Origin of the sequence: Micromonospora sp. C51, from assembly GCF_018070435.1 — a bacterium.
GTDB lineage: Bacteria > Actinomycetota > Actinomycetes > Mycobacteriales > Micromonosporaceae > Micromonospora > Micromonospora sediminimaris.
This window is the reverse complement of record NZ_JAGPXQ010000001.1, coordinates 326,467-344,528: the sequence shown is the minus strand read 5'-3', so window position 1 is coordinate 344,528 and position 18,062 is coordinate 326,467. Positions and strand designations below refer to the sequence as shown.

Sequence of the window (18,062 nt, the reverse complement as noted above, 5' to 3'; positions counted from 1 at the left end):
GCGCGCGGGGGACGTTTCGTCGCTCGCGCGAGGTAAGTTCATCGCAGGGAGATCGTGGAGGAGGCAACGATGGCCACTCGTGACAGCGGCGGTCAGTCGCAGTCGGGCAAGTCCCGTCAGGGCGAAGAGGTCGAGGACGTCACCGTCGAGGCGAACCCGGAGGTCGCCGAGCGGCACGCCGAGATCACCGAGGACGTCGACGACCTGCTCGACGAGATCGACTCCGTCCTCGAGGAAAACGCCGAAGAGTTCGTGAGAGGTTACGTCCAGAAAGGGGGTCAATGAGGCATATGTCCGATTTGCCCTTTGGGTCGGACAAGACATGCCCACAATGCCAACGCACGTTGCCTCTCACCGAGTTTCACCGCAACATCCGCCGGGTGGACGGGCGTGCCTACTACTGCAAGGCGTGTGCGACAGCTCGCTCCCAGGCCAGCCGGCACAAGCGTGGCATCGCCCCCGCTCGGAGGTCGGCGTTTCCGGTGGGCCAGGGTCTGAAGTGGTGCCCGGACTGCGAGCAGATCAAGCCGTTGGGCGAGTTCCCGAGCACCACCCGGAAGGCGAGCGGCCGGCACAGCTACTGCAAGCCCTGCCACAACACCCGCACCAACGAGACCAAGCAGCGGCTCTACGGCGGCAATCGCGAGTATCACCTACGGCGGCGGTACGGCATCGGGCAGCAGGAGTTCGACGAGCTGCTGGCCGAGCAGGGCGGTGTCTGTGCGGTCTGTGGTGACCCCGATCCGGAACATGTGGACCACGATCATCGCACCGGGTGGGTGCGCGGGATACTCTGCTTCAACTGCAACGGTGGTCTTGGCCAGTTCCGTGACAGTCCGACGAGGCTGGCCAGGGCCATCACGTACCTGAGAGGAACCACGTGGCAGCGGGTTTTGATCCATCCGGGCGTCTTCCAGATGTGTTCACCAACGCGGGGACGTCCTCCTTCACGGCATTCCTGAGCAAGGTGGCCCCTGAGATGCTGCCGGGCCGTCGGGCGCTGCCCCCGGGCATGGCCGCCGATCTGGCCCCGCACGCCACCACGATCGTGGCCATCGCCGCGGCCGGTGGTGTCGTGATGGCCGGTGACCGGCGGGCCACCATGGGCAACCTGATCGCCCAGCGGGACATCGAGAAGGTGCACCCCGCCGACGCGTACTCGCTGGTGGGCATCGCCGGCACCGCCGGCATCGGCATCGAGCTGATGCGGCTGTTCCAGGTGGAGCTGGAGCACTACGAGAAGATCGAGGGCGCGATGCTCTCGCTCGACGGCAAGGCCAACCGGCTCGCCTCGATGATTCGCGGCAATCTGGGTGCGGCGATGCAGGGGCTGGCGGTGATTCCGCTCTTCGCCGGGATCGACCTGGCGGCCAGCGATCCGGCGCGGGCCGGGCGGATCTTCAGTTTCGACGTCACCGGCGGCCCGTACGAGGAGACTGGCTACGACGCCATCGGCTCGGGTTCGCTGTTCGCCAAGTCGGCGTTGAAGAAGCGGTACCGGACCGGGCTCTCCGTTGACGACGCGGTGCGGTTGGCGGTGGAGGCGCTCTACGACGCCGCCGACGACGACACCGCGACCGGCGGGCCCGACCTGACGCGGCGGATCTACCCGGTGGTGATGACCGCGACGGCGGAGGGCACGCACCGGCTGACCGACGCGGAGACCTCGGCGATCGCGGAGAGCGTGGTCGCCGGTCGGATGGAGAATCCGGGCGGCTGAGCCGCCCGCCCGCAGCTGATCCCGTTTCCCGAGTACCGCCCGAAGGAGAGCCGCCGCCGTGGCCATGCAGTTCTACGCCTCGCCCGAGCAGATCATGCGCGACCGTTCCGAGTTGGCCCGCAAGGGCATCGCTCGGGGCCGCAGCGCGGTGGTCGTCAGCTACGCCGGCGGGGTGCTCTTCGTTGCCGAGAATCTCTCCAGCACGCTGCACAAGGTCAGCGAGATTTACGACCGGATCGGTTTCGCCGCCGTGGGGCGGTACAACGAGTTCGAGAACCTGCGCCGGGCGGGTGTGCGGATGGCCGACCTGAACGGTCTGAGCTATGACCGCCGGGACGTGACCGGTCTGGCGTTGGCCAACTCGTACGCGCAGATCCTCGGTGCCATCTTCACCGAGCAGTCGAAGCCGTTCGAGGTGGAGATCTGTGTGGCGGAGGTGGGTGGCACGCCGGAGGAAGACTCGCTGTACCGGTGCACCTATGACGGGTCGGTGACCGACGAGCCGGGCTGGATGGCGATGGGCGGTCAGGCCGAGTCGATCTCCGGGGTGCTGAAGTCGAACCACCGGCCGGACATGTCGCTCGGCGAGGCGGTGAAGGTGGCGGTGCAGGCGCTGGGCAGTGTCGGCGGTGAGGGCGGTGCCGCCCGCACGATCGCCGGCGACCAGTTGGAGGTCGCGATCCTGGACCGCAACCGGAGGGGCCGTACCTTCCGACGGATCACCGGGACCGCGCTGACCGGGCTGCTGGACGGCGGCGCGGCCGGCGAGTCCGCGGCGGAGGGCGGCCGGGCACAGACCCCGAGCACGCCGACCGAGGAGGGGCACAAGCCGACCACCTCGGCGGGTTCCGCTGACCTGGAGGACAAGCCGGGCGACAAGTCGGACACCTGATCGTCACCCCGAGCAGTGGCGGCGCCCGAGCGGTTTCGGCCGGCGGGCGCCGCTTCGTTCGGGTCGACGGCCGGCGTACGGTGGGCGGATTCGGGGCGGGTCAGTGTCGGGTGAGCAGTGGCCGGGCGGCTGCCCACCACGCGGCGGCGACCGCGTTGAAGACACCCGTGCCGGGTGGGGCCGCCACGTTGGACGGGGTGACGCGGGCGGTCATCAGGTCGGCGAGGGCACCGTCTCCGACGGTGCGTTCGGCCTGTAGGCGGCGTCGACGGGCGCGTATCCAGTCCCGGTGACGCCACAGCCACGCCCAGCCGCGGGTCTTCTGGCGTCCCCAGCCACCCGCCAGCGCGGCGGCGAGCATGGCAGCCTCGGTGAGCAGCAGCATCGGTGCCAGCAGCGCCAGGGTCCGGCCCTGGTACGCGGTGAGCAGGGTGAGCAGGCGGTTGCGTTCGACCAGGTAGAGCTTGAGGTCGTTGCGGGAGAACTCGTAGTGGTGCAGGACGACGGCGTCGGGCACGTACTCCAGCCGTAGGCCGCGCTGCCACAGCCGCAGGCTGAGCTCGGTGTCCTCGTGGTAGGCGAAGTACTCGTCGGGGAAGCCGTCGAGTTCCTTCCAGCGGTGGCGGCTGATGACGAAGCAGCAGCCGCTCAGCGAGGGTACGGCGGTGCGCCTCGCGTGGGCGCTGGCCGGTTCGCCGTTGCCGCCGGCCCAGGACAGGCCGGTGAAGTGCAGCGGGTTGCCCGAGGTGTTGATCAGGTCGGGGTCGTGGGCGAGCCGGATGGAGGCCATGGCGGCGCCGATCCCCGGCTCGGCGGCCACCGCGACGACCTTGGCGAGGGCGTCGGGGGCCACGATGGCGTCGGAGTTGACGAAGGCCAGCCACTCGCTGGTGGCCTCGGCGGCACCGATGTTGCAGCCGCCGGAGTAGCCGGTGTTCGCCTCCGGCTGGATGACACGTACGCCGGGCAGGCCCTTGACCACGTCGATGCCGTGGCCGGTGCAGCCGTTGTCGACCACGACCAGCTCGACGTCGACGCCGGTGCTGGCCAGTACGGCCCGTGCGGCGTCTACCAGCCAGGGCTCGGTGCCGTAGGCGAGCATCACGGCGGTGACGCGGGGCGGTCTCATGGGGTTCCTCCGCTGGTGGTGGCGGGCATCGGCACGGCGACCGGCGGGGTCGGTGGGGTGGCCCGGGGGCGGCGCAGCAGGGTGATCATGACGGTGGCGGCCACCACGGAACCGACGGTGTAGCCGAGTTCGACGCGCAGCGCGACAGGCAGCGGGGGCAGGGTCGCGACGACCAGCGCGGCGACGCCGATGGTCCAGGCCAGGGCCTGGCCGCGGTGCCGGTCGCGGGCCAGCAGGGCCTGACCGAGCACCATCGCCCACAGGTACGCCAGGGTGGCCACCGAGAGCCAGGCGAAGTCGCCGTGGCCGAGGACGTCGGGGGTGTCGAAGAGAGCTCGCACGAGCGCCGGGCCGAACAGGGCGGCGAGGATGCCGCCGAGGGCCCCGAGGACGGTGACGACTGCCAGGGACCGGCGGAGCAGGGCACGGAAGGCCGGTTCGTCGCCGGTGGCGGCGGCGGTGGACAGGCCGGGGAGCAACGCTGCCTGCATCGAGCCGAAGACGAACAGTGGTATGCGGACCAGCACCAGCGCGGAGAGCAGCGCGCCGGCGGTGGCGACCTCGGCCGGGTCGAGCAACCGTACGTTGATCACTCCGACGTTGACGACCACCTGGGCGAGCAGGCTGGAGACGGTGAGCAGCGCGAGTCCGCGTAGCAGCGGCGACCAGGGGACCGTCGGTCCGCGGCCGATCGTCCGGGCGACCGGTGCGACGGTCAGCGCGACGGCGGTCAGCGGTGCCGCGACCAGGACCAGCGCGTAGGCGACGGGGGAGTCCACGCCGGTGACCGCGAGGGCGGCGACCAGACCGATGCGCAGTCCGCCGTCGAGGCCGAGTTGGGTGCCGTACCAGCCGAAGCGGCGCAGGCCGGAGAGCACACCTCGGCTGGTGTGTGCGACGGCCAGTGCGGCGAGTGCGCCACCGAGGGCGGGCACCATCGCGGGGTCGCCGTCGAAGAGCCGGTCGGTGAGCAAGTCTGCGGCGCCGATGGTGAGCACCCAAAGCAGGCCGAGCACGGCGGCGGCGACGGCGGCGCCCCGGGCCAGTACCGGCCCGGGTGGCAGGTTGCGGGTGCGCCGGGCTGCGACGAGGCGGGCGACTTCCTGTTCGACGGGGAAGAACACGCCGATGCCGAGGGTGAACACGACGGACCAGAGCACCGACAGTGAGGAGTAGTCGGCGGCGTCGAGGTTGTGTCCGGCCACGGCGAGGTGGACGTACGAGGCCAGTCCGACCACGGCGAGTCCGCTGCCGACGCCGACCGTGCCGGGTGGGACGAAGCGGAGCAGGCGGCGGATCACCGGCGGATGAGGGCGAGCGTGAGGACGGCCAGGGCCCGGCCGAGGTAGATCATCGCCCGGGCGGGGGAGTGGCTGGGGGTGCCGGCCATCCGGCGGCGCATGGCGACCGGGACCTGCTGGATCCGGTAGCCGCGGCGGGCGGCGTGCACCAGGGTCTCGACGGTGTCGCCGAGGTACTCGACGGGGTACCAGTGGGCGAACATCTCGATCATTCGTCGGTTTGCGGCCCGGAAGCCGCTTGTGGTGTCGGTCAGCGTGGCGCCGGCCAGGCCGGACAGCACCAGTGACAGCACGGCCATCGCCCAGCGGCGGGGGCCGCGTACGGTGTATTCGCCCTCGCCGGCGAACCGGGCCCCGATGACCAGGTCGTAGTCGTCGAGCAGGTCGACCAGTTTCGGCACGTACCGGGGGTCGTGCTGCCCGTCGGCGTCGACCTGCACGGCGGCGTCGTACTCGTGGTCGTGGGCGTAGCGGTAGCCGAGCCGCATGGCGCCGCCGACGCCGAGGTTGTAGGGCAGCCGGGCGACGCGGGCCCCGGCGGCGATGGCGACGGCGGCGGTGTGGTCGGTGGAGCCGTCGTCGACGACGAGCACGTCCGCTGCGGGTAGTTCGCCGCGGATCTCGCCGACGACGTCACCGATGGAGGCGGCCTCGTTGAACGCCGGGATGATGATGAGGAGTCGTTCGCCGTCAACCATCGCGGGAGACCATTTCCGTCCGGTCCAGGCGTCGGGTCCACTCCGCCCGTTCCGTCCGTTCGGCTTCGACTTCGGCGCGGAGCAGGGCGAACTCCTCGGCGAGCGTGCGGGTCTCCTCCTCCAGCGCGCTGACCTCCCAGCTGAGGTGGATGCAGACCAGCAGGAGGAAGACGATGCCGAGGAAGAGCACCAGGCTGACTCCGGAGGCGACGCCGAGCAGGTCGGCGACGCCGTCGAGCAGCCGGGGGAACAGCGACAGCGGGATCACCACGAAGAGCAGGCCGAGCCAGAGCATGCCGTACTTCTCGCGTAGTTGGCGGCGGCGCAGCAGCTCGACGATCGTGGCCAGCAGAAGCAGGCCGGTCAGGCCGGTGACCAGGGTGAGCTTCATACGACCTTCCGCGGGGAGCGTGGGGCGGTGGGGATGAACGCGTCGACCAGGGCGGCGTGCCAGTCCGGCAGCGGCGGCAGCCCGGCCTCGGCCCACCGGCCGTGCGCCAGCACACTGTACGTCGGCCTGGGGGCGGGTCGCACGAACCGGGCGCTGGTGGTGGGGCGGATCCGGTCCGGGTCGAGGCCGTGCCGGGCGAACACGGCGCGGGCCAGGTCGAACCAGGTGGTCTCGCCGGCGCAGGTGCCGTGGTAGATCCCGGGTGCGGCGTGTCCGGTGTGGGCGGCCTCGGCGAGCTTGACCAGGTGGCGGGCGAGGGCGTGGGACCAGGTTGGCTGGCCGCGCTGGTCGTCGACGACGTCGAGGGTGTCGCGTCGGTCGGCCAGGTCGAGCATGGTGGTGACGAAGTTGCGGCCGTGGGTGCCGTAGAGCCAGGCGGTACGCACCACGTACCCCGTGTCGGGCAGCAGCCGGGTCACGGCCTGTTCCCCGATCAGCTTGCCGCGACCGTACGCGTTGAGGGGGGCGGTCGGCGCGTCCTCGGGGTAGGGGGTGGTGGCGGTGCCGTCGAAGACGTAGTCGGTGGACAGTTGCAGCAGGCGGGCGCCGTGCGCGGCGCACGCGGTGGCGAGGTGGACGACGGCGTCGCCGTTGACGGCGGTGGCCGCCGACTCGTGCGCCTCGGCGCCGTCGACGTCGGTCCAGGCGGCGGTGTTGACCACCACGTCGTGCCCGTCGACGGCGGCGTGCACGGCGGCGCTGTCGGTGATGTCCAGTTCGGTGCGGGTGACCGCGGTGAGACGGTGTTCCGGTCGTGCGGCGAGGACGTCGACCAGGTCGCGTCCGAGCATCCCGCCGGCGCCGGTCACCAGGAATTTCACGCGTTCGCTGCTTTCAGTGGCTCCCACCAGTCGCGGTTGTCCCGGTACCAGCGGACGGTCTCGGCGAGACCGGTGTCGAGGGTGATGCTGGGGGCGTACCCGAGCTCTTTGCTGATCTTGGTGATGTCGAGGGCGTAGCGGCGGTCGTGTCCCTTGCGGTCGGCGACGGGTGTCACGCGGTCCCAGCCGGCGCCGCAGGCGTCGAGGAGCCGGGCGGTCAGTTCCTTGTTGGTCAGTTCGGTGCCGCCGCCGATGTGGTAGATCTCGCCGGCGCGACCCTTGTCCTGGACGAGGGCGATGCCACGGCAGTGGTCGTGCACGTGCAGCCAGTCGCGTACGTTGCCGCCGTCGCCGTAGAGCGGGACGCGGTGTCCGTCGAGGAGATTGGTGACGAACAGCGGGATGACCTTCTCCGGGTACTGGTAGGGCCCGTAGTTGTTGGAGCAGCGGGTCACCACCACGTCGAGGCCGTGGGTGCGGTGGTAGGCCAGGGCGAGCAGGTCGGAGCCGGCCTTCGACGCCGAGTAGGGGGAGTTGGGGGCCAGCGGCCAGTCCTCGGTCCAGGCGCCGTCGGCGATGGAGCCGTAGACCTCGTCGGTGGAGACGTGCACGAACCGGGCGACGCCGTGGCGCAGCGCGGCGTCGAGCAGGTTCTGGGTACCCAGGACGTTTGTGGTGACGAAGGGCGCGGCACCGGCGATCGAACGGTCGACATGGGACTCGGCGGCGAAGTGCACGACGACGTCGTGCCCGGCGACAGCCTGGTCGACCACGTCGTGGTCACGGATGTCGCCCTGCACGAAGCGCAGCCGGGGGTCGTCGGCCACCGGCGCGAGGTTGGCCACGTTGCCGGAGTAGGTGAGCGCGTCGAGCACGGTGACCTGGGCCGGTTTCCACGCCGGCACGCCCGCCGCGCCGCCACCGGGGACGCCGAGCAGCGTCCGGACGTATTCCGAACCGATGAAGCCGGCGCCGCCGGTGACCAGGATCCTCACGGGTCCGAAAGTCTACGCGAAACGGCCACATCGACAGTGCAGGCGAGGCGGGGCTGTGCGTCCGATTGCCGGTAGGCTGCCGCGGGTGCGTGGAATCCTGCTCGCCGGTGGCACCGGGTCCCGGCTGTGGCCGATCACCCGGGCGGTGTCGAAACAGCTGATGCCGGTCTTCGACAAGCCGATGATCTACTACCCGCTCTCCACCCTGGTGATGGCCGGGATACACGAGATCCTGGTGATCACCACGCCGGACGAGCAGGGCCAGTTCCAGCGGCTGCTCGGCGACGGCGCTCAGTTCGGGCTCCGGTTGGAGTACGTCGCCCAGCCTCGCCCGGAGGGCATCGCGCAGGCGTTCGTGCTCGGCGCGGACTTCATCGGCGACGAGTCGGTGGCGTTGATCCTCGGCGACAACATCTTCCACGGGGTGGGCCTGGGCCGGCAGCTGGCGGCGGCGGGCGAGCCGGTGGGTGGCCGGATCTTCGCCTACCCGGTGGCCAATCCGCAGGCGTACGGCGTGGTGCACTTCGACGCCGAGGGTCGGGTGCTGTCGATCGAGGAGAAGCCGCAGCGCCCGACGTCCCGGTACGCGGTGCCCGGCCTGTACTTCTACGACAACCGGGTGGTGGAGATCGCCCGGGGGCTCACCCCCAGCGCCCGGGGGGAGTTGGAGATCACGGCGGTGAACGAGGCGTACCGGCGGTGGGGTGAGCTGTCGGTCACCGTGCTGGACCGGGGGACCGCCTGGCTGGACACCGGGACGTTCGCCTCGCTGGTGCAGGCGGCGGAGTTCGTCCGGGTGATCGAGGAACGACAGGGCCTGAAGATCGGCTGTGTCGAGGAGGCCGTCTGGCGGGCCGGGCTGATCGACGACGCGCAGTTGCGTGCCCTGGCCGAGCCGTTGACCCGGAGCGGCTACGGCGACTACCTGCTCGATCTGCTCGCCGGTGGGGGGCGGCAGGAGCCGACCGGTGAGTTCCGTGGGGTGGGGGCGGGCCGATGAAGCTGCGGCCGTTGAGCGTCGAGGGCGCCTGGGAGATCACCCCGCAGCAGCACGGCGACCCGCGCGGGCTGTTCCTGGAGTGGTACCGCTTCGACCGGTTGGGCGAGGCGGTCGGGCATCCGCTGCGGCTGGCCCAGGGCAACCTGTCCATCTCGGCCCGTGACGTGGTGCGTGGTATCCACTTCGCCGACGTGCCACCGGGGCAGGCGAAGTACGTCACCTGCGTGCGGGGTGCGGTGCTGGACGTGATCGTCGACCTGCGGCTCGGCTCGCCCACCTTCGGCCGGTGGGAGGGGGTGCGCCTGGACGACGTCGACCGGCGCGCGGTCTACCTGGCCGAGGGGCTCGGCCACGGGTTCTGCGCGTTGACCGACGACGCCACCCTGACCTACCTCTGCTCGACCACGTACAACCCGTCGGCCGAGCACACGGTGCACCCGCTGGACCGGGAGTTGGGCATCGACTGGCCGACCACCGGGGCGCAGTTGTCCGCCCGCGACGCCGCCGCGCCCACCCTGGCGCAGGCTCGGGCGGCCGGGCTGCTGCCGCAGTACGACACGTGCCGTCGCTATGTCGAGACTCTCTCCGCCATGGCCGGTTCCACCGACGGCTGAGGCCGGCACGTCCCCGACAGTGACGAACAGGGCCTCCGTACGGCTAATGTCTCATCATGGAACGGCGAATCTTCGGTCTGGAGACCGAGTACGGCGTCACCTGTACCTACCGCGGACAGCGGCGGCTGTCCCCTGACGAGGTGGCCCGGTACCTCTTCCGCCGGGTCGTGTCCTGGGGCCGGTCGAGCAACGTTTTCCTGCGCAACGGCGCCCGGCTCTACCTGGATGTCGGCTCACACCCCGAGTACGCCACCCCGGAGTGCGACTCGGTGGTCGACCTGGTCGCCCACGACCGGGCCGGCGAGCGGATCCTGGAGGGGCTGCTCATCGACGCGGAGAAGCGGCTGCACGACGAGGGCATCGCCGGTGAGATCTACCTGTTCAAGAACAACACCGACTCGGCCGGCAACTCGTACGGCTGCCACGAGAACTACCTGGTGTCCCGGCACGGTGAGTTCGGCCGGCTCGCCGACGTGCTGATCCCGTTCCTGGTCACCCGGCAGCTGATCTGCGGTGCCGGCAAGGTGTTGCAGACGCCACGCGGTGCGGTCTACTGCCTGTCGCAGCGGGCCGAGCACATCTGGGAGGGCGTTTCCTCGGCGACCACCCGCAGCCGCCCGATCATCAACACCCGCGACGAGCCGCACGCCGACGCGGAACGCTACCGCCGGCTGCACGTCATCGTCGGCGACTCCAACATGAACGAGGTCACCACGCTGCTCAAGGTCGGCACCGCCGACATCGTGCTGCGGATGATCGAGGGTGGCGTGGTGATGCGCGACCTCACCCTGGAGAATCCGATCCGGGCGATCCGGGAGGTGTCGCACGACATCACCGGCCGGCGGAAGGTGCGGCTGGCCTCGGGCAAGGAGATCAGCGCCCTGGAGATCCAGCAGGAGTACCTCGCCAAGGCCACCGAGTTCGTCGAGCGCCGGGGCGGCGACCAGACCGCCAAGCGGGTGGTGGAGCTGTGGGGCCGGGTGCTGCGGGCGGTGGAGACCGGTGACCTGGAACCGGTCTCCCGGGAGATCGACTGGGTGACGAAGCTGCGGCTGATCGAGCGTTACCAGCGCAAGCACGACCTGCCGCTGTCGCACCCTCGGGTGGCGCAGATGGATCTGGCGTACCACGACCTGCGTCGGGGACGCGGGCTCTACGCGCTGCTGGAGCGGCGCGGCGACGTGGACCGGGTGGCCACCGATCCGGAGATCTTCGAGGCCAAGGAGACGCCGCCGCAGACCACCCGGGCCCGGCTGCGCGGTGAGTTCATCCGGCACGCCCAGGAGAAGCGGCGGGACTTCACCGTCGACTGGGTGCACCTGAAGCTCAACGACCAGGCGCAGCGGACCGTGCTCTGCAAGGACCCGTTCCGGGCGTACGACGAGCGGGTGGAACGGCTGATCGCCAGCATGTGACGGGTCGACCGGGGCCGTGCCGACCGGCCGGCCCCGGGTAGGCTGGTGGGGTCATGATTCCTCCGGAACCTCCCGCCCCGGACGCTCAGCGGCAAGGCTGGCTCGAACGCCGCCGCGACAAGGTCCGCGCCGAGATCGAGCGTAACCGCCGCGGCGAGTACACCGTGCCCACCTGGGTGCTGGCCGTCGCCCTGGCGCTGATCGTGGGTGCCTGGGTCGCTCTGATCATCTTCGCCTGAGGTGCGGGCAGGGCCCTGACGGTAGAGCGTTGCGCCTGGTCAGCGCTCGGCCGGTGCCGGGGGCGTCGCCGCCGCCAGCCGGGCGGCGTGCCGACCGGCTGCGGCGGCGGCCAGGAAGTAGGCGTGGTCGGCGTCCAGCCCGCGCCCCATCGTCGACAGCGGTACCGGGCTGCGTCGCAGCGCCGCGTCCAGCCCGGTGGTGTCCACCCGCACCAGGGTGTGCCGCTCGGCGAGTGGTTTCAGCGCGGCGTCGACCTCGGCGGCCAGCAGCGGCTCCAGGTCCGCCGGCACCACCAGCTCCGCACGGGCCAGCGCCACCCGGCCGTACGCGGTGAGGCTGTGGTGCGAGACGCCACGGTGCCGGGGTCGCGGGTCGGCGGCGGAGATCCGCAGCGAGCCGACCGGGCGTCCGCCGAGGGTGGCGACGGCGTTGACCGCCTCACCGACGGCCACCCCGGAGAAGCCCCAACGGGTGCCGGTGCCGAGATTGCCCGGGCCCTGCGCCACCACCGCCACGTCGGCGCCGAGCACGTGCCGGGCGGCGAGCAGCCCGCTGTGCAACGTCGAGGCCTCCAGATCGCCGCCGAACGCCTGCCCGACACTGATCGTGCCGACCAGATCGTCAGCCAACCCGGCGAGGGTGCGGGAGAACCACGCGGGCAACGCCCCGCCGTCGGTGAGCAGGTACGCCACCCGCGCCTGCGGCGCGTCGACCCGAATTCCGGCCAGGATCGCCGGCAGCGCGGAGTGCAGGTCGGCGGTGACCACCGGCAGACCGGCCAGGTCGTCGGCGGCGGCCAGCACCTCCCGGTGCGGTGACGCCTCCTCGTCGACACCCAGCAGGATCGGCTGCAACGGGGTGTAGCGGGCCTTGACCAGATGTCCCGCGTCGCGGGAGTCGAGAGCCTGCGGCGGGTCCGGCGGCAGCCGCTCCGGCAGCGCCACGACCAAGGCGTACCCGCCGGTGCCCAGGCCCATCAGCAGCGCACCGGCGTTGAGCAGCACCCGATCGCCCAGCTCGGGCTCACCGACCAGCGCTGGATAGGCCAGCGCCCGCATCGAGCCGCCGCCGTCCACCTCGACGTCCAGCTCCACCGCCCCGGCCCACCGCCGACGCACGCCCGTCACCGCACCTGCCCGCCACCGCACCACCCCCGCACGCTAACCCCCACCCCGCCGCCCCGGCCCGCCGGGTACCGCCGCCGATCATGCAGTTGTGGCAGGAGCAAAAGCTGTCAATCAGGGCATTCGACCGACCACAGCTGCATGATCGGCGAGACGGGGCGGATGGGTGGCGTGGGGTGCCTGCGTGCGGGGTGCGGGCTGCTAGCGTCTACGGGGTGTCGCGCAGCCGCACCGAACGCCTGGTCAACCTGGTGATCTGCCTGCTGTCCACGCGGCGGTTCCTGACCGCCGCGCAGATCGCCGCGACCGTACCCGGTTATGAGCACGATCCGGACGACGCCCGCGAGCACGAGGCTTTCCAGCGCAAGTTCGAGCGGGACAAGGCCGAGTTGCGGGAGCTGGGCGTACCGCTGGAGACCGGGACGGCGAGCGCCTTCGACGCCGAGCCCGGGTACCGCATCGCCCGCCGGGAGTACGCGCTGCCCGACATTCCCCTCCAGCCGGACGAGGCCGCCGCGGTCGGCATCGCCGCGCGACTGTGGCAGCACGCCGGCCTGGCCGCCGCCGCATCGTCGGGGCTGGCGAAGCTGCGCGCCGCCGGCGTGGACGTGGACCCGCAGGCCACTCTCGGGCTGGAGCCGATGGTCACGGTCGATCCGGCGTTCGCGCCACTGACCGCGGCCGCCCGCGACCGGCGGGAGGTCCGCTTCGACTACCGGGTTCCAGACCGTGACGCACCCGCCCGGCGTCGGCTGCAACCGTGGGGTGTGGTCTGCTGGCGGGGCCGGTGGTACGTGGTCGGCCACGACCTGGATCGCGACGCCACCCGCTGTTTCCGGTTGTCGCGGGTGGTGGGCGCGGTGCGGGCCACCGGCGAGCCCGGCGCCTACCAGCCACCCACCGGAGTCGACCTGATCAGTCACGTGGCCCGCTGGTCCGGCCCGGTGGAGCGATCTGGCCGGGCGACCGTGCTGGTCACCCCGGGGCGCGCCGCCGGGTTGCGCCGCTGGGCGGTCGAGGTCACCGCCGGGTCGGACGCGGACCGGCTGGTTCTGCCGTACGGCGATGCCTGCTCGCTGGCTGGTCACCTCGTCGGCTACGGGCCGGACGTGCGGGTGGTCGACCCGCCCGAGGTCCGGGAGGCGGTGATCCAGCGGCTGAAGGAGATCGCCGCGCGACACGACACCCTGGCGGTGGTGCCGTGAGCAGCACGACCCGTCCGGCGGCGCGTGCTGGTTCCCGGGCCTCGGCGGACCGGCTGGCTCGACTGCTGAACCTGGTGCCGTACCTGCTCGCCCGCCCCGGGATCGAGATCGCCGAGGCGGCCGGTGACCTGGGCGTCACCGAGCGGCAGCTGCGGGAGGATCTGGAGCTGCTCTGGGTCTGCGGGCTGCCCGGGTACGGCCCGGGTGACCTGATCGACATGGCCTTCGACGGTGACCGGGTGACCATCACCTACGACGCGGGCATCGACCGGCCGCTGCGGCTCACTCCGGACGAGGCGCTGGCGTTGGTGGTGGCGTTGCGCATGCTGGCCGAGACACCGGGGGTGGCCAACCGGGAGGCGGTCGAGCGGGCGCTCGCGAAGATCGAGGACGCGGCCGGCGACCTGGTCGCCGCGCCGGTGGAGGTGCGGTTGCCCGGGGACACCGGGCGGGTGGAGCAGTTGCGTGCCGCGGTGGAGGGTGGTCGCGCGCTGCGTATCACGTACTACACGGCGACCCGCGACGAGACCACCGAGCGGGTCATCGACCCGCTGCGGGTGCTGATGGTCGGTGGCCGGACGTACGTGGAGGCGTGGTGCCGTCGCGCCGAGGCGGTACGGCTGTTCCGGGCCGACCGGATCGACGCCGTCACCGAGCTGGCCGAGCCGGCCGTCGTACCGCCGCAGGCCCGGCCGCAGGACCTGCGCGAGGGGGCGTTCCGGCCCTCGCCCGACCTGCCGCTGATCACGTTGCGGATCGGTCGGGGTGAGCGGTGGATCACCGAGTACTACCCCTGCGAGCGGGTCGAGTCCGACGGCGAATGGTGGGTGGTGTCGCTGCGGGTCAGCGATCTCGGCTGGGCCCGTCGGTTCGTGCTGGGTCTCGGCCCGGACGTCGAGGTCGTCGCGCCGGCCGAGCTGGCCGGGCAGATCCACGAGTCGGCGGTGGCGGCCCTGGAGGCGTACGCCCGGCCGGTGGCCGCCGACGCGGACCCGGCGGCGGCCGGCGACAGGCAGTAGGCTGGCCGGCGTGCTGAAATGGATCGTCCTCGCGCTGGTGCTGGTGCCGTTGGTTCTGCTCGCCCTGGCGGTACGACCCGTGTTGGCGCGACTGCCCCGGCTGCGTCGGGCGGCGCTGGCGTTGCAGCGGCGCGCCGACGAGGCGACGGCGCTGCGTGACGCGGCGGAGAGCCTCCAGCAGCGGGCGGAGGGGTTGCAGAGCCGGCTGGAGACGACCCAGCAGCGGCTCACCGTGATCAAAGCCCGCCGCGGCGACTGAAGCCGCCGGTCCACCGGCGGAGAACGCGCGGTGCGCGTTTCTGCCCGTACGGTGCGTCCTCCTGCACGCGGCGAGCCGACTTCGCGCAGAATGATCCAGCCGCCTGGTTGACGGGACACTCGTGGTTGGCCGAGACTTCACCCGCCGGGACGAACCACCACCGCCCCGGCGGGTGGCAACGGCCCTCGTCGCACGTACGATGGGCTGCGGAACCACCCCCGTTGGCACAAGCGACTGGAGCTTCACATGGGTGCCCTCAAGCCGTGGCACATCGCCGTACTCGTGGTCGTGCTGATCCTGCTCTTCGGCGCGAAGCGGCTTCCCGACGCCGCCCGGTCCCTCGGTCGCTCGCTGCGGATCATCAAGGCCGAGACGAAGAGCCTGGCTGACGACGACCGTGACCTCGCCGGCAAGGCCGACGCACAGGCCGGCTACCAGCCGTACCCGCCGCAGCAGCCGGCGCCACCGCAGCAGCAGCCGTACCAGGGCACCGTGCAGCAGCCGGTCGTCGACCCGGTGCAGCGCGTCCGCGAGAACTGATCCACGGGTCCGGTAACCGTGGCCTTCGGACTCCGCAAGCGCGGACCGAGCAACTTCGCGCGGGCCGCCGACGGCTCGATGACCCTCGTCGAGCACATCCGCGAGCTACGCGATCGGCTGTTCCGCGCCTCGCTGGCGATCGTCGTCGGGCTGATCGGGGGCTACCTGCTCGCCCAGCCGGCGTTCGACCTGCTGAAGCAGCCGTACTGCCGACTGCCGGGGATGATGGTCGACGGCGAGTGCCAGCAGTTCCTGATGCTCGCTCCCGCCGACGGTTTCATCCTCAAGCTCAAGCTGGCGCTCTGGATCGGTCTGATCCTCGGTGCCCCGGTCTGGCTGTACCAGCTGTGGGCGTTCATCGCACCGGGGCTGCACCGGCATGAGCGTAAGTGGGCGTACGTCTTCGTGGCGATCGCGGCACCGCTGTTCGCCGCCGGCGCGGCGCTCGCCTTCCTGGTCGTCGACAAGGGTCTGGCGTTCCTGCTCGAAGCCGGTGTCACCGGCACCGACTCACAGCTGGAAGTCACGCGCTACATCAGCTTCGTCACCACCATGATCCTGCTCTTCGGGGTGGCGTTCGAGTTCCCCCTCACCCTGCTGATGCTCAACTTCACCGGCGTGGTGAGCGCCCGGCGGCTGCTCAGCTGGTGGCGGATCGTGGTCTTCATCTGCTTCGCGTTCGCGGCGGTGGCCACGCCCGACCCGGGCCCGTTCGGCATGACGTTGCTGGCGTTGTGCCTGTCGTTGCTCTACTTCATCGCGGTCGGGGTGGCGTTCCTCAACGACCGGCGGAAGGGCCGCGGCAAGGAGCTGTACGCGGACACCGCCGACGACGAGGCGTCCCCGCTGGAGTTCGACCGGGATCCGGTGGAGGCGGGACAGCCGGTCGGCGGGGTCAGCCCGATCGACGCCCCCGAGCCGGTGACCCGACCCCTGTCGATCGAGCGACGCTACGACGACGTGACCTGACCCGCGCCGCTTCGCGGCACCAGAGCGACAAGCCTTCCACGTCTGGAAGGCTTGTCGCTCTTTGGGTGGGAGCGGGCGACTGCGGGTGGCCGCGCGGCTACCTGACGGCCGTGCCGCCGTCAGCCGGACAGTCGGCAATCCGTCACCGGGTTGTTCACGGTCAGCGACTGGGTACAGGACTGAATACGATGAGTCGACGTTCTCGGCGAGAGAGAGGCTCCGTGCGCCGTCCGACGTTCCGCCGTCCACCCGCCGCCCGGCGGGGGCCCGACGCCTCGGCAGCGCGCCTGGGGGCCACCATCGCCCGTTTCGCCTTCATGGGAGCCGCCGCCGTCGGCGTCGGGTTCCTCCTCGGTGCCCTGTCGAGCGACCCGGCCAGCGCGGACACCGCAGCTGTGCCGTCGGTCGGCGCCGACGAGCGCAAACTCGAACGGATCCGGGCCACCTCGCCCATCGATGATCTGATCACCGGCCTCGTCGAACGCCCGGAGGCCCGGCATCCCGGTGCGGGCCGGAGCGCGACGCGGGCTTCCCCGGACGCCGGTCGGCAGGATGACCAGCGCGGTGCGGGACGAGGCACGGCGCGCAGCGGCCGACCTGCCGGGGACCGCCCGGCGGCGCCACCAGCACGTAACAGCCGAGGGCCTGCGCCGAACGGTCCGTCCGCCGACCCGTCGCCGGGCAACCGTGCATCGGCTGACCGGTCGCTGACTGACCGCTCACCGGCTGACCGGCCGCTCACCGGGCGTCCACCGGATGACCGTCCGGTGGCTGCCCGGTCGTTGGAGGACCGTTCGGCAGCGGACCCCGCGTCGGTCGGGCGCGCACTCGCGGCATCGCCGGCCCGGTCGACCGTACCGATCGTCGGCGCCCGGACTCCGGCCCCGGCCGAGGGGACGGACCTACCGGAGGTGACCCGGGCCGCGACCGGCCTGGCGTCCCTGCCCACGACGGCCCTGGCGGCCCTGCCCACGACGAGCGCAGACCCGCTGCTTACGGCGGGCTTGGCGGCCCTGCCCGCCACGGAAGCCGTCATCGGGCGAACCGAGGCTGTCGTACGGCCGGTGCTGGTCACGGTCGTCGCGGCGGTGTCGTCCGGCGTGGCAACGGTGACGACGCCGGTCACGCAGCTGCCGGAGCTGGTCACCCCCAGGCTTCGGGTCCTGCCGGGACGGTCCGCTGGCGGCCTGTACACAGTGGGCGGGTCGACGTCGTGGACGTCGACCACCGACCCTGTCGCGGGTGTGACCCCGCCGGCCCGGCCGCTGGCGCCCGATCCGCCGCCCGCCGCAGCACCACGGGCCGCACCGCCGGGGGAGGTGGCGTCGGACGCGACCGTGGCCGGGGTGACGGTCGGGTGGCATCGGCCCTCGACCGGCATGTCAGGTGCGGGACCGGGGTCCACACCGGCACCGACCGGCCTTCCGCAGCGCCCGCACCCGCCCGGTGGAGACGGTGTCGCCGGTGCCGATGGCGGCCCCGGGCCGCTGCGGGCGATGATCTTCGACGGGTGTCAGGTGCCGGCGACGGCCAGCACCCGGGCCGATGTCCGTTCGCCCCGCAGGCACGCGGGCCGTTTCCCCGGGGTGGCCGCCCGACCCGGCTGAGTCCGCCCTGACCCGCCCGCGCCGCCGGGAATCACCGGCTGGTCGCCCGGCGTGGTCGTACGG

At 71.8% G+C, this 18,062-nt stretch carries 21 protein-coding genes; 14 read left to right on the top strand and 7 right to left on the bottom strand.

Annotated elements, in window-relative coordinates:
• The first annotated feature begins 69 nt into the window (after window positions 1–69).
• From KBX50_RS01660 to prcA, 4 genes are all read left to right on the top strand, one after another.
• Complete coding sequence (locus KBX50_RS01660; protein WP_013734319.1) at window positions 70–285, top strand: ubiquitin-like protein Pup; 216 nt, start codon at window positions 70–72, stop codon at window positions 283–285.
• Between the two features lie 95 nt (window positions 286–380).
• On the top strand, window positions 381–962 hold the full coding sequence (locus KBX50_RS01655) for an endonuclease VII domain-containing protein (protein WP_307870801.1): 582 nt from the start codon (window positions 381–383) through the stop codon (window positions 960–962).
• Window positions 881–1,720, top strand: a complete 840-nt coding sequence (prcB, locus tag KBX50_RS01650; RefSeq protein ID WP_210933955.1) for a proteasome subunit beta — start codon at window positions 881–883, stop codon at window positions 1,718–1,720. Before KBX50_RS01655 ends, prcB begins: the two co-directional genes overlap by 82 nt.
• A gap of 58 nt (window positions 1,721–1,778) precedes the next feature.
• On the top strand, window positions 1,779–2,612 hold the full coding sequence (gene prcA, locus KBX50_RS01645) for a proteasome subunit alpha (protein WP_210933954.1): 834 nt from the start codon (window positions 1,779–1,781) through the stop codon (window positions 2,610–2,612).
• 100 nt (window positions 2,613–2,712) lie between these two features.
• Here the strand turns inward: prcA and KBX50_RS01640 are convergent, their stop codons facing one another.
• Genes KBX50_RS01640 through rfbB form a run of 6 tightly spaced genes read right to left on the bottom strand, consistent with a single transcriptional unit; the run spans window position 2,713 to window position 8,007 of the window.
• Window positions 2,713–3,741, bottom strand: coding sequence for a glycosyltransferase family 2 protein (locus KBX50_RS01640; protein ID WP_210933953.1), 1,029 nt, complete (start codon window positions 3,739–3,741; stop codon window positions 2,713–2,715).
• The gene (locus KBX50_RS01635; protein WP_210933952.1) at window positions 3,738–5,042 is read right to left on the bottom strand and encodes a lipopolysaccharide biosynthesis protein; all 1,305 of its coding nucleotides are present in this window, start codon (window positions 5,040–5,042) and stop codon (window positions 3,738–3,740) included. Before KBX50_RS01635 ends, KBX50_RS01640 begins: the two co-directional genes overlap by 4 nt.
• Window positions 5,039–5,740 carry a glycosyltransferase family 2 protein gene (locus tag KBX50_RS01630; protein ID WP_210933951.1) on the bottom strand — a complete coding sequence of 234 codons (702 nt, stop codon included), beginning with the start codon at window positions 5,738–5,740 and terminating at the stop codon, window positions 5,039–5,041. The genes KBX50_RS01635 and KBX50_RS01630 overlap by 4 nt, the downstream gene beginning before the upstream one ends.
• Complete coding sequence (locus KBX50_RS01625) at window positions 5,733–6,131, bottom strand: DUF2304 domain-containing protein (protein WP_210933950.1); 399 nt, start codon at window positions 6,129–6,131, stop codon at window positions 5,733–5,735. Before KBX50_RS01625 ends, KBX50_RS01630 begins: the two co-directional genes overlap by 8 nt.
• Complete coding sequence (gene rfbD, locus KBX50_RS01620) at window positions 6,128–7,012, bottom strand: dTDP-4-dehydrorhamnose reductase (protein WP_210933948.1); 885 nt, start codon at window positions 7,010–7,012, stop codon at window positions 6,128–6,130. The genes KBX50_RS01625 and rfbD overlap by 4 nt, the downstream gene beginning before the upstream one ends.
• On the bottom strand, window positions 7,009–8,007 hold the full coding sequence (gene rfbB, locus KBX50_RS01615; RefSeq protein WP_210933946.1) for a dTDP-glucose 4,6-dehydratase: 999 nt from the start codon (window positions 8,005–8,007) through the stop codon (window positions 7,009–7,011). The genes rfbD and rfbB overlap by 4 nt, the downstream gene beginning before the upstream one ends.
• Before the next feature lie 85 nt (window positions 8,008–8,092).
• Here rfbB and rfbA point away from each other — a divergent pair, with 85 nt between their 5' ends.
• From rfbA to KBX50_RS01595, 4 genes are read left to right on the top strand one after another with little or no spacing between them, the layout of a single operon-like run.
• Window positions 8,093–9,007 carry a glucose-1-phosphate thymidylyltransferase RfbA gene (gene rfbA, locus KBX50_RS01610; RefSeq protein WP_210933944.1) on the top strand — a complete coding sequence of 305 codons (915 nt, stop codon included), beginning with the start codon at window positions 8,093–8,095 and terminating at the stop codon, window positions 9,005–9,007.
• A complete protein-coding gene (locus KBX50_RS01605) occupies window positions 9,004–9,621 on the top strand; it encodes a dTDP-4-dehydrorhamnose 3,5-epimerase family protein (protein WP_210933942.1) in 618 nt (205 codons plus the stop codon). Before rfbA ends, KBX50_RS01605 begins: the two co-directional genes overlap by 4 nt.
• A 56-nt stretch (window positions 9,622–9,677) precedes the next feature.
• Window positions 9,678–11,036: a Pup--protein ligase gene (gene pafA, locus KBX50_RS01600; RefSeq protein ID WP_093405965.1), complete on the top strand. Its 1,359-nt coding sequence runs from the start codon at window positions 9,678–9,680 to the stop codon at window positions 11,034–11,036.
• 53 nt (window positions 11,037–11,089) lie between these two features.
• Window positions 11,090–11,275, top strand: a complete 186-nt coding sequence (locus KBX50_RS01595) for a hypothetical protein (RefSeq protein ID WP_210933940.1) — start codon at window positions 11,090–11,092, stop codon at window positions 11,273–11,275.
• Window positions 11,276–11,314: 39 nt separating this feature from the next.
• On the opposite strand, the gene KBX50_RS01590 is transcribed toward KBX50_RS01595, so the two are convergent.
• A complete protein-coding gene (locus KBX50_RS01590; RefSeq protein ID WP_210933938.1) occupies window positions 11,315–12,427 on the bottom strand; it encodes a DUF3866 family protein in 1,113 nt (370 codons plus the stop codon).
• Window positions 12,428–12,615: 188 nt separating this feature from the next.
• On the opposite strand from KBX50_RS01590, the gene KBX50_RS01585 reads away from it, so the two are divergent.
• The 6 genes from KBX50_RS01585 to KBX50_RS01560 all read left to right on the top strand — a co-directional run bounded on the left by KBX50_RS01585 (window position 12,616) and on the right by KBX50_RS01560 (window position 17,999).
• Window positions 12,616–13,605 carry a YafY family protein gene (locus KBX50_RS01585; protein WP_210933937.1) on the top strand — a complete coding sequence of 330 codons (990 nt, stop codon included), beginning with the start codon at window positions 12,616–12,618 and terminating at the stop codon, window positions 13,603–13,605.
• Complete coding sequence (locus KBX50_RS01580) at window positions 13,602–14,624, top strand: YafY family protein (RefSeq protein WP_210933936.1); 1,023 nt, start codon at window positions 13,602–13,604, stop codon at window positions 14,622–14,624. The genes KBX50_RS01585 and KBX50_RS01580 overlap by 4 nt, the downstream gene beginning before the upstream one ends.
• Window positions 14,625–14,634: 10 nt before the next feature.
• Window positions 14,635–14,883, top strand: coding sequence for a hypothetical protein (locus tag KBX50_RS01575; protein ID WP_210933935.1), 249 nt, complete (start codon window positions 14,635–14,637; stop codon window positions 14,881–14,883).
• A gap of 246 nt (window positions 14,884–15,129) precedes the next feature.
• On the top strand, window positions 15,130–15,423 hold the full coding sequence (tatA, locus tag KBX50_RS01570) for a Sec-independent protein translocase subunit TatA (RefSeq protein ID WP_210933934.1): 294 nt from the start codon (window positions 15,130–15,132) through the stop codon (window positions 15,421–15,423).
• A gap of 18 nt (window positions 15,424–15,441) precedes the next feature.
• The gene (gene tatC, locus KBX50_RS01565; RefSeq protein ID WP_210933933.1) at window positions 15,442–16,392 is read left to right on the top strand and encodes a twin-arginine translocase subunit TatC; all 951 of its coding nucleotides are present in this window, start codon (window positions 15,442–15,444) and stop codon (window positions 16,390–16,392) included.
• Between the two features lie 221 nt (window positions 16,393–16,613).
• Window positions 16,614–17,999, top strand: a complete 1,386-nt coding sequence (locus tag KBX50_RS01560) for a hypothetical protein (RefSeq protein ID WP_210933932.1) — start codon at window positions 16,614–16,616, stop codon at window positions 17,997–17,999.
• The last annotated feature ends 63 nt before the right edge of the window (window positions 18,000–18,062 follow it).

What these genes read in the sequence shown, in the direction of transcription:
- KBX50_RS01660 (WP_013734319.1), top strand. Translation starts at nt 70, where the DNA reads ATGGCCACTCGTGACAGCGGCGGTCAGTCGCAGTCGGGCAAGTCCCGT.
- KBX50_RS01605 (WP_210933942.1), top strand. Translation starts at nt 9,004, where the DNA reads ATGAAGCTGCGGCCGTTGAGCGTCGAGGGCGCCTGGGAGATCACCCCG.
- pafA (WP_093405965.1), top strand. Translation starts at nt 9,678, where the DNA reads ATGGAACGGCGAATCTTCGGTCTGGAGACCGAGTACGGCGTCACCTGT.
- KBX50_RS01625 (WP_210933950.1), bottom strand. Translation starts at nt 6,131, where the DNA reads ATGAAGCTCACCCTGGTCACCGGCCTGACCGGCCTGCTTCTGCTGGCC.
- tatA (WP_210933934.1), top strand. Translation starts at nt 15,130, where the DNA reads ATGGGTGCCCTCAAGCCGTGGCACATCGCCGTACTCGTGGTCGTGCTG.
- KBX50_RS01595 (WP_210933940.1), top strand. Translation starts at nt 11,090, where the DNA reads ATGATTCCTCCGGAACCTCCCGCCCCGGACGCTCAGCGGCAAGGCTGG.
- KBX50_RS01630 (WP_210933951.1), bottom strand. Translation starts at nt 5,740, where the DNA reads ATGGTTGACGGCGAACGACTCCTCATCATCATCCCGGCGTTCAACGAG.
- KBX50_RS01640 (WP_210933953.1), bottom strand. Translation starts at nt 3,741, where the DNA reads ATGAGACCGCCCCGCGTCACCGCCGTGATGCTCGCCTACGGCACCGAG.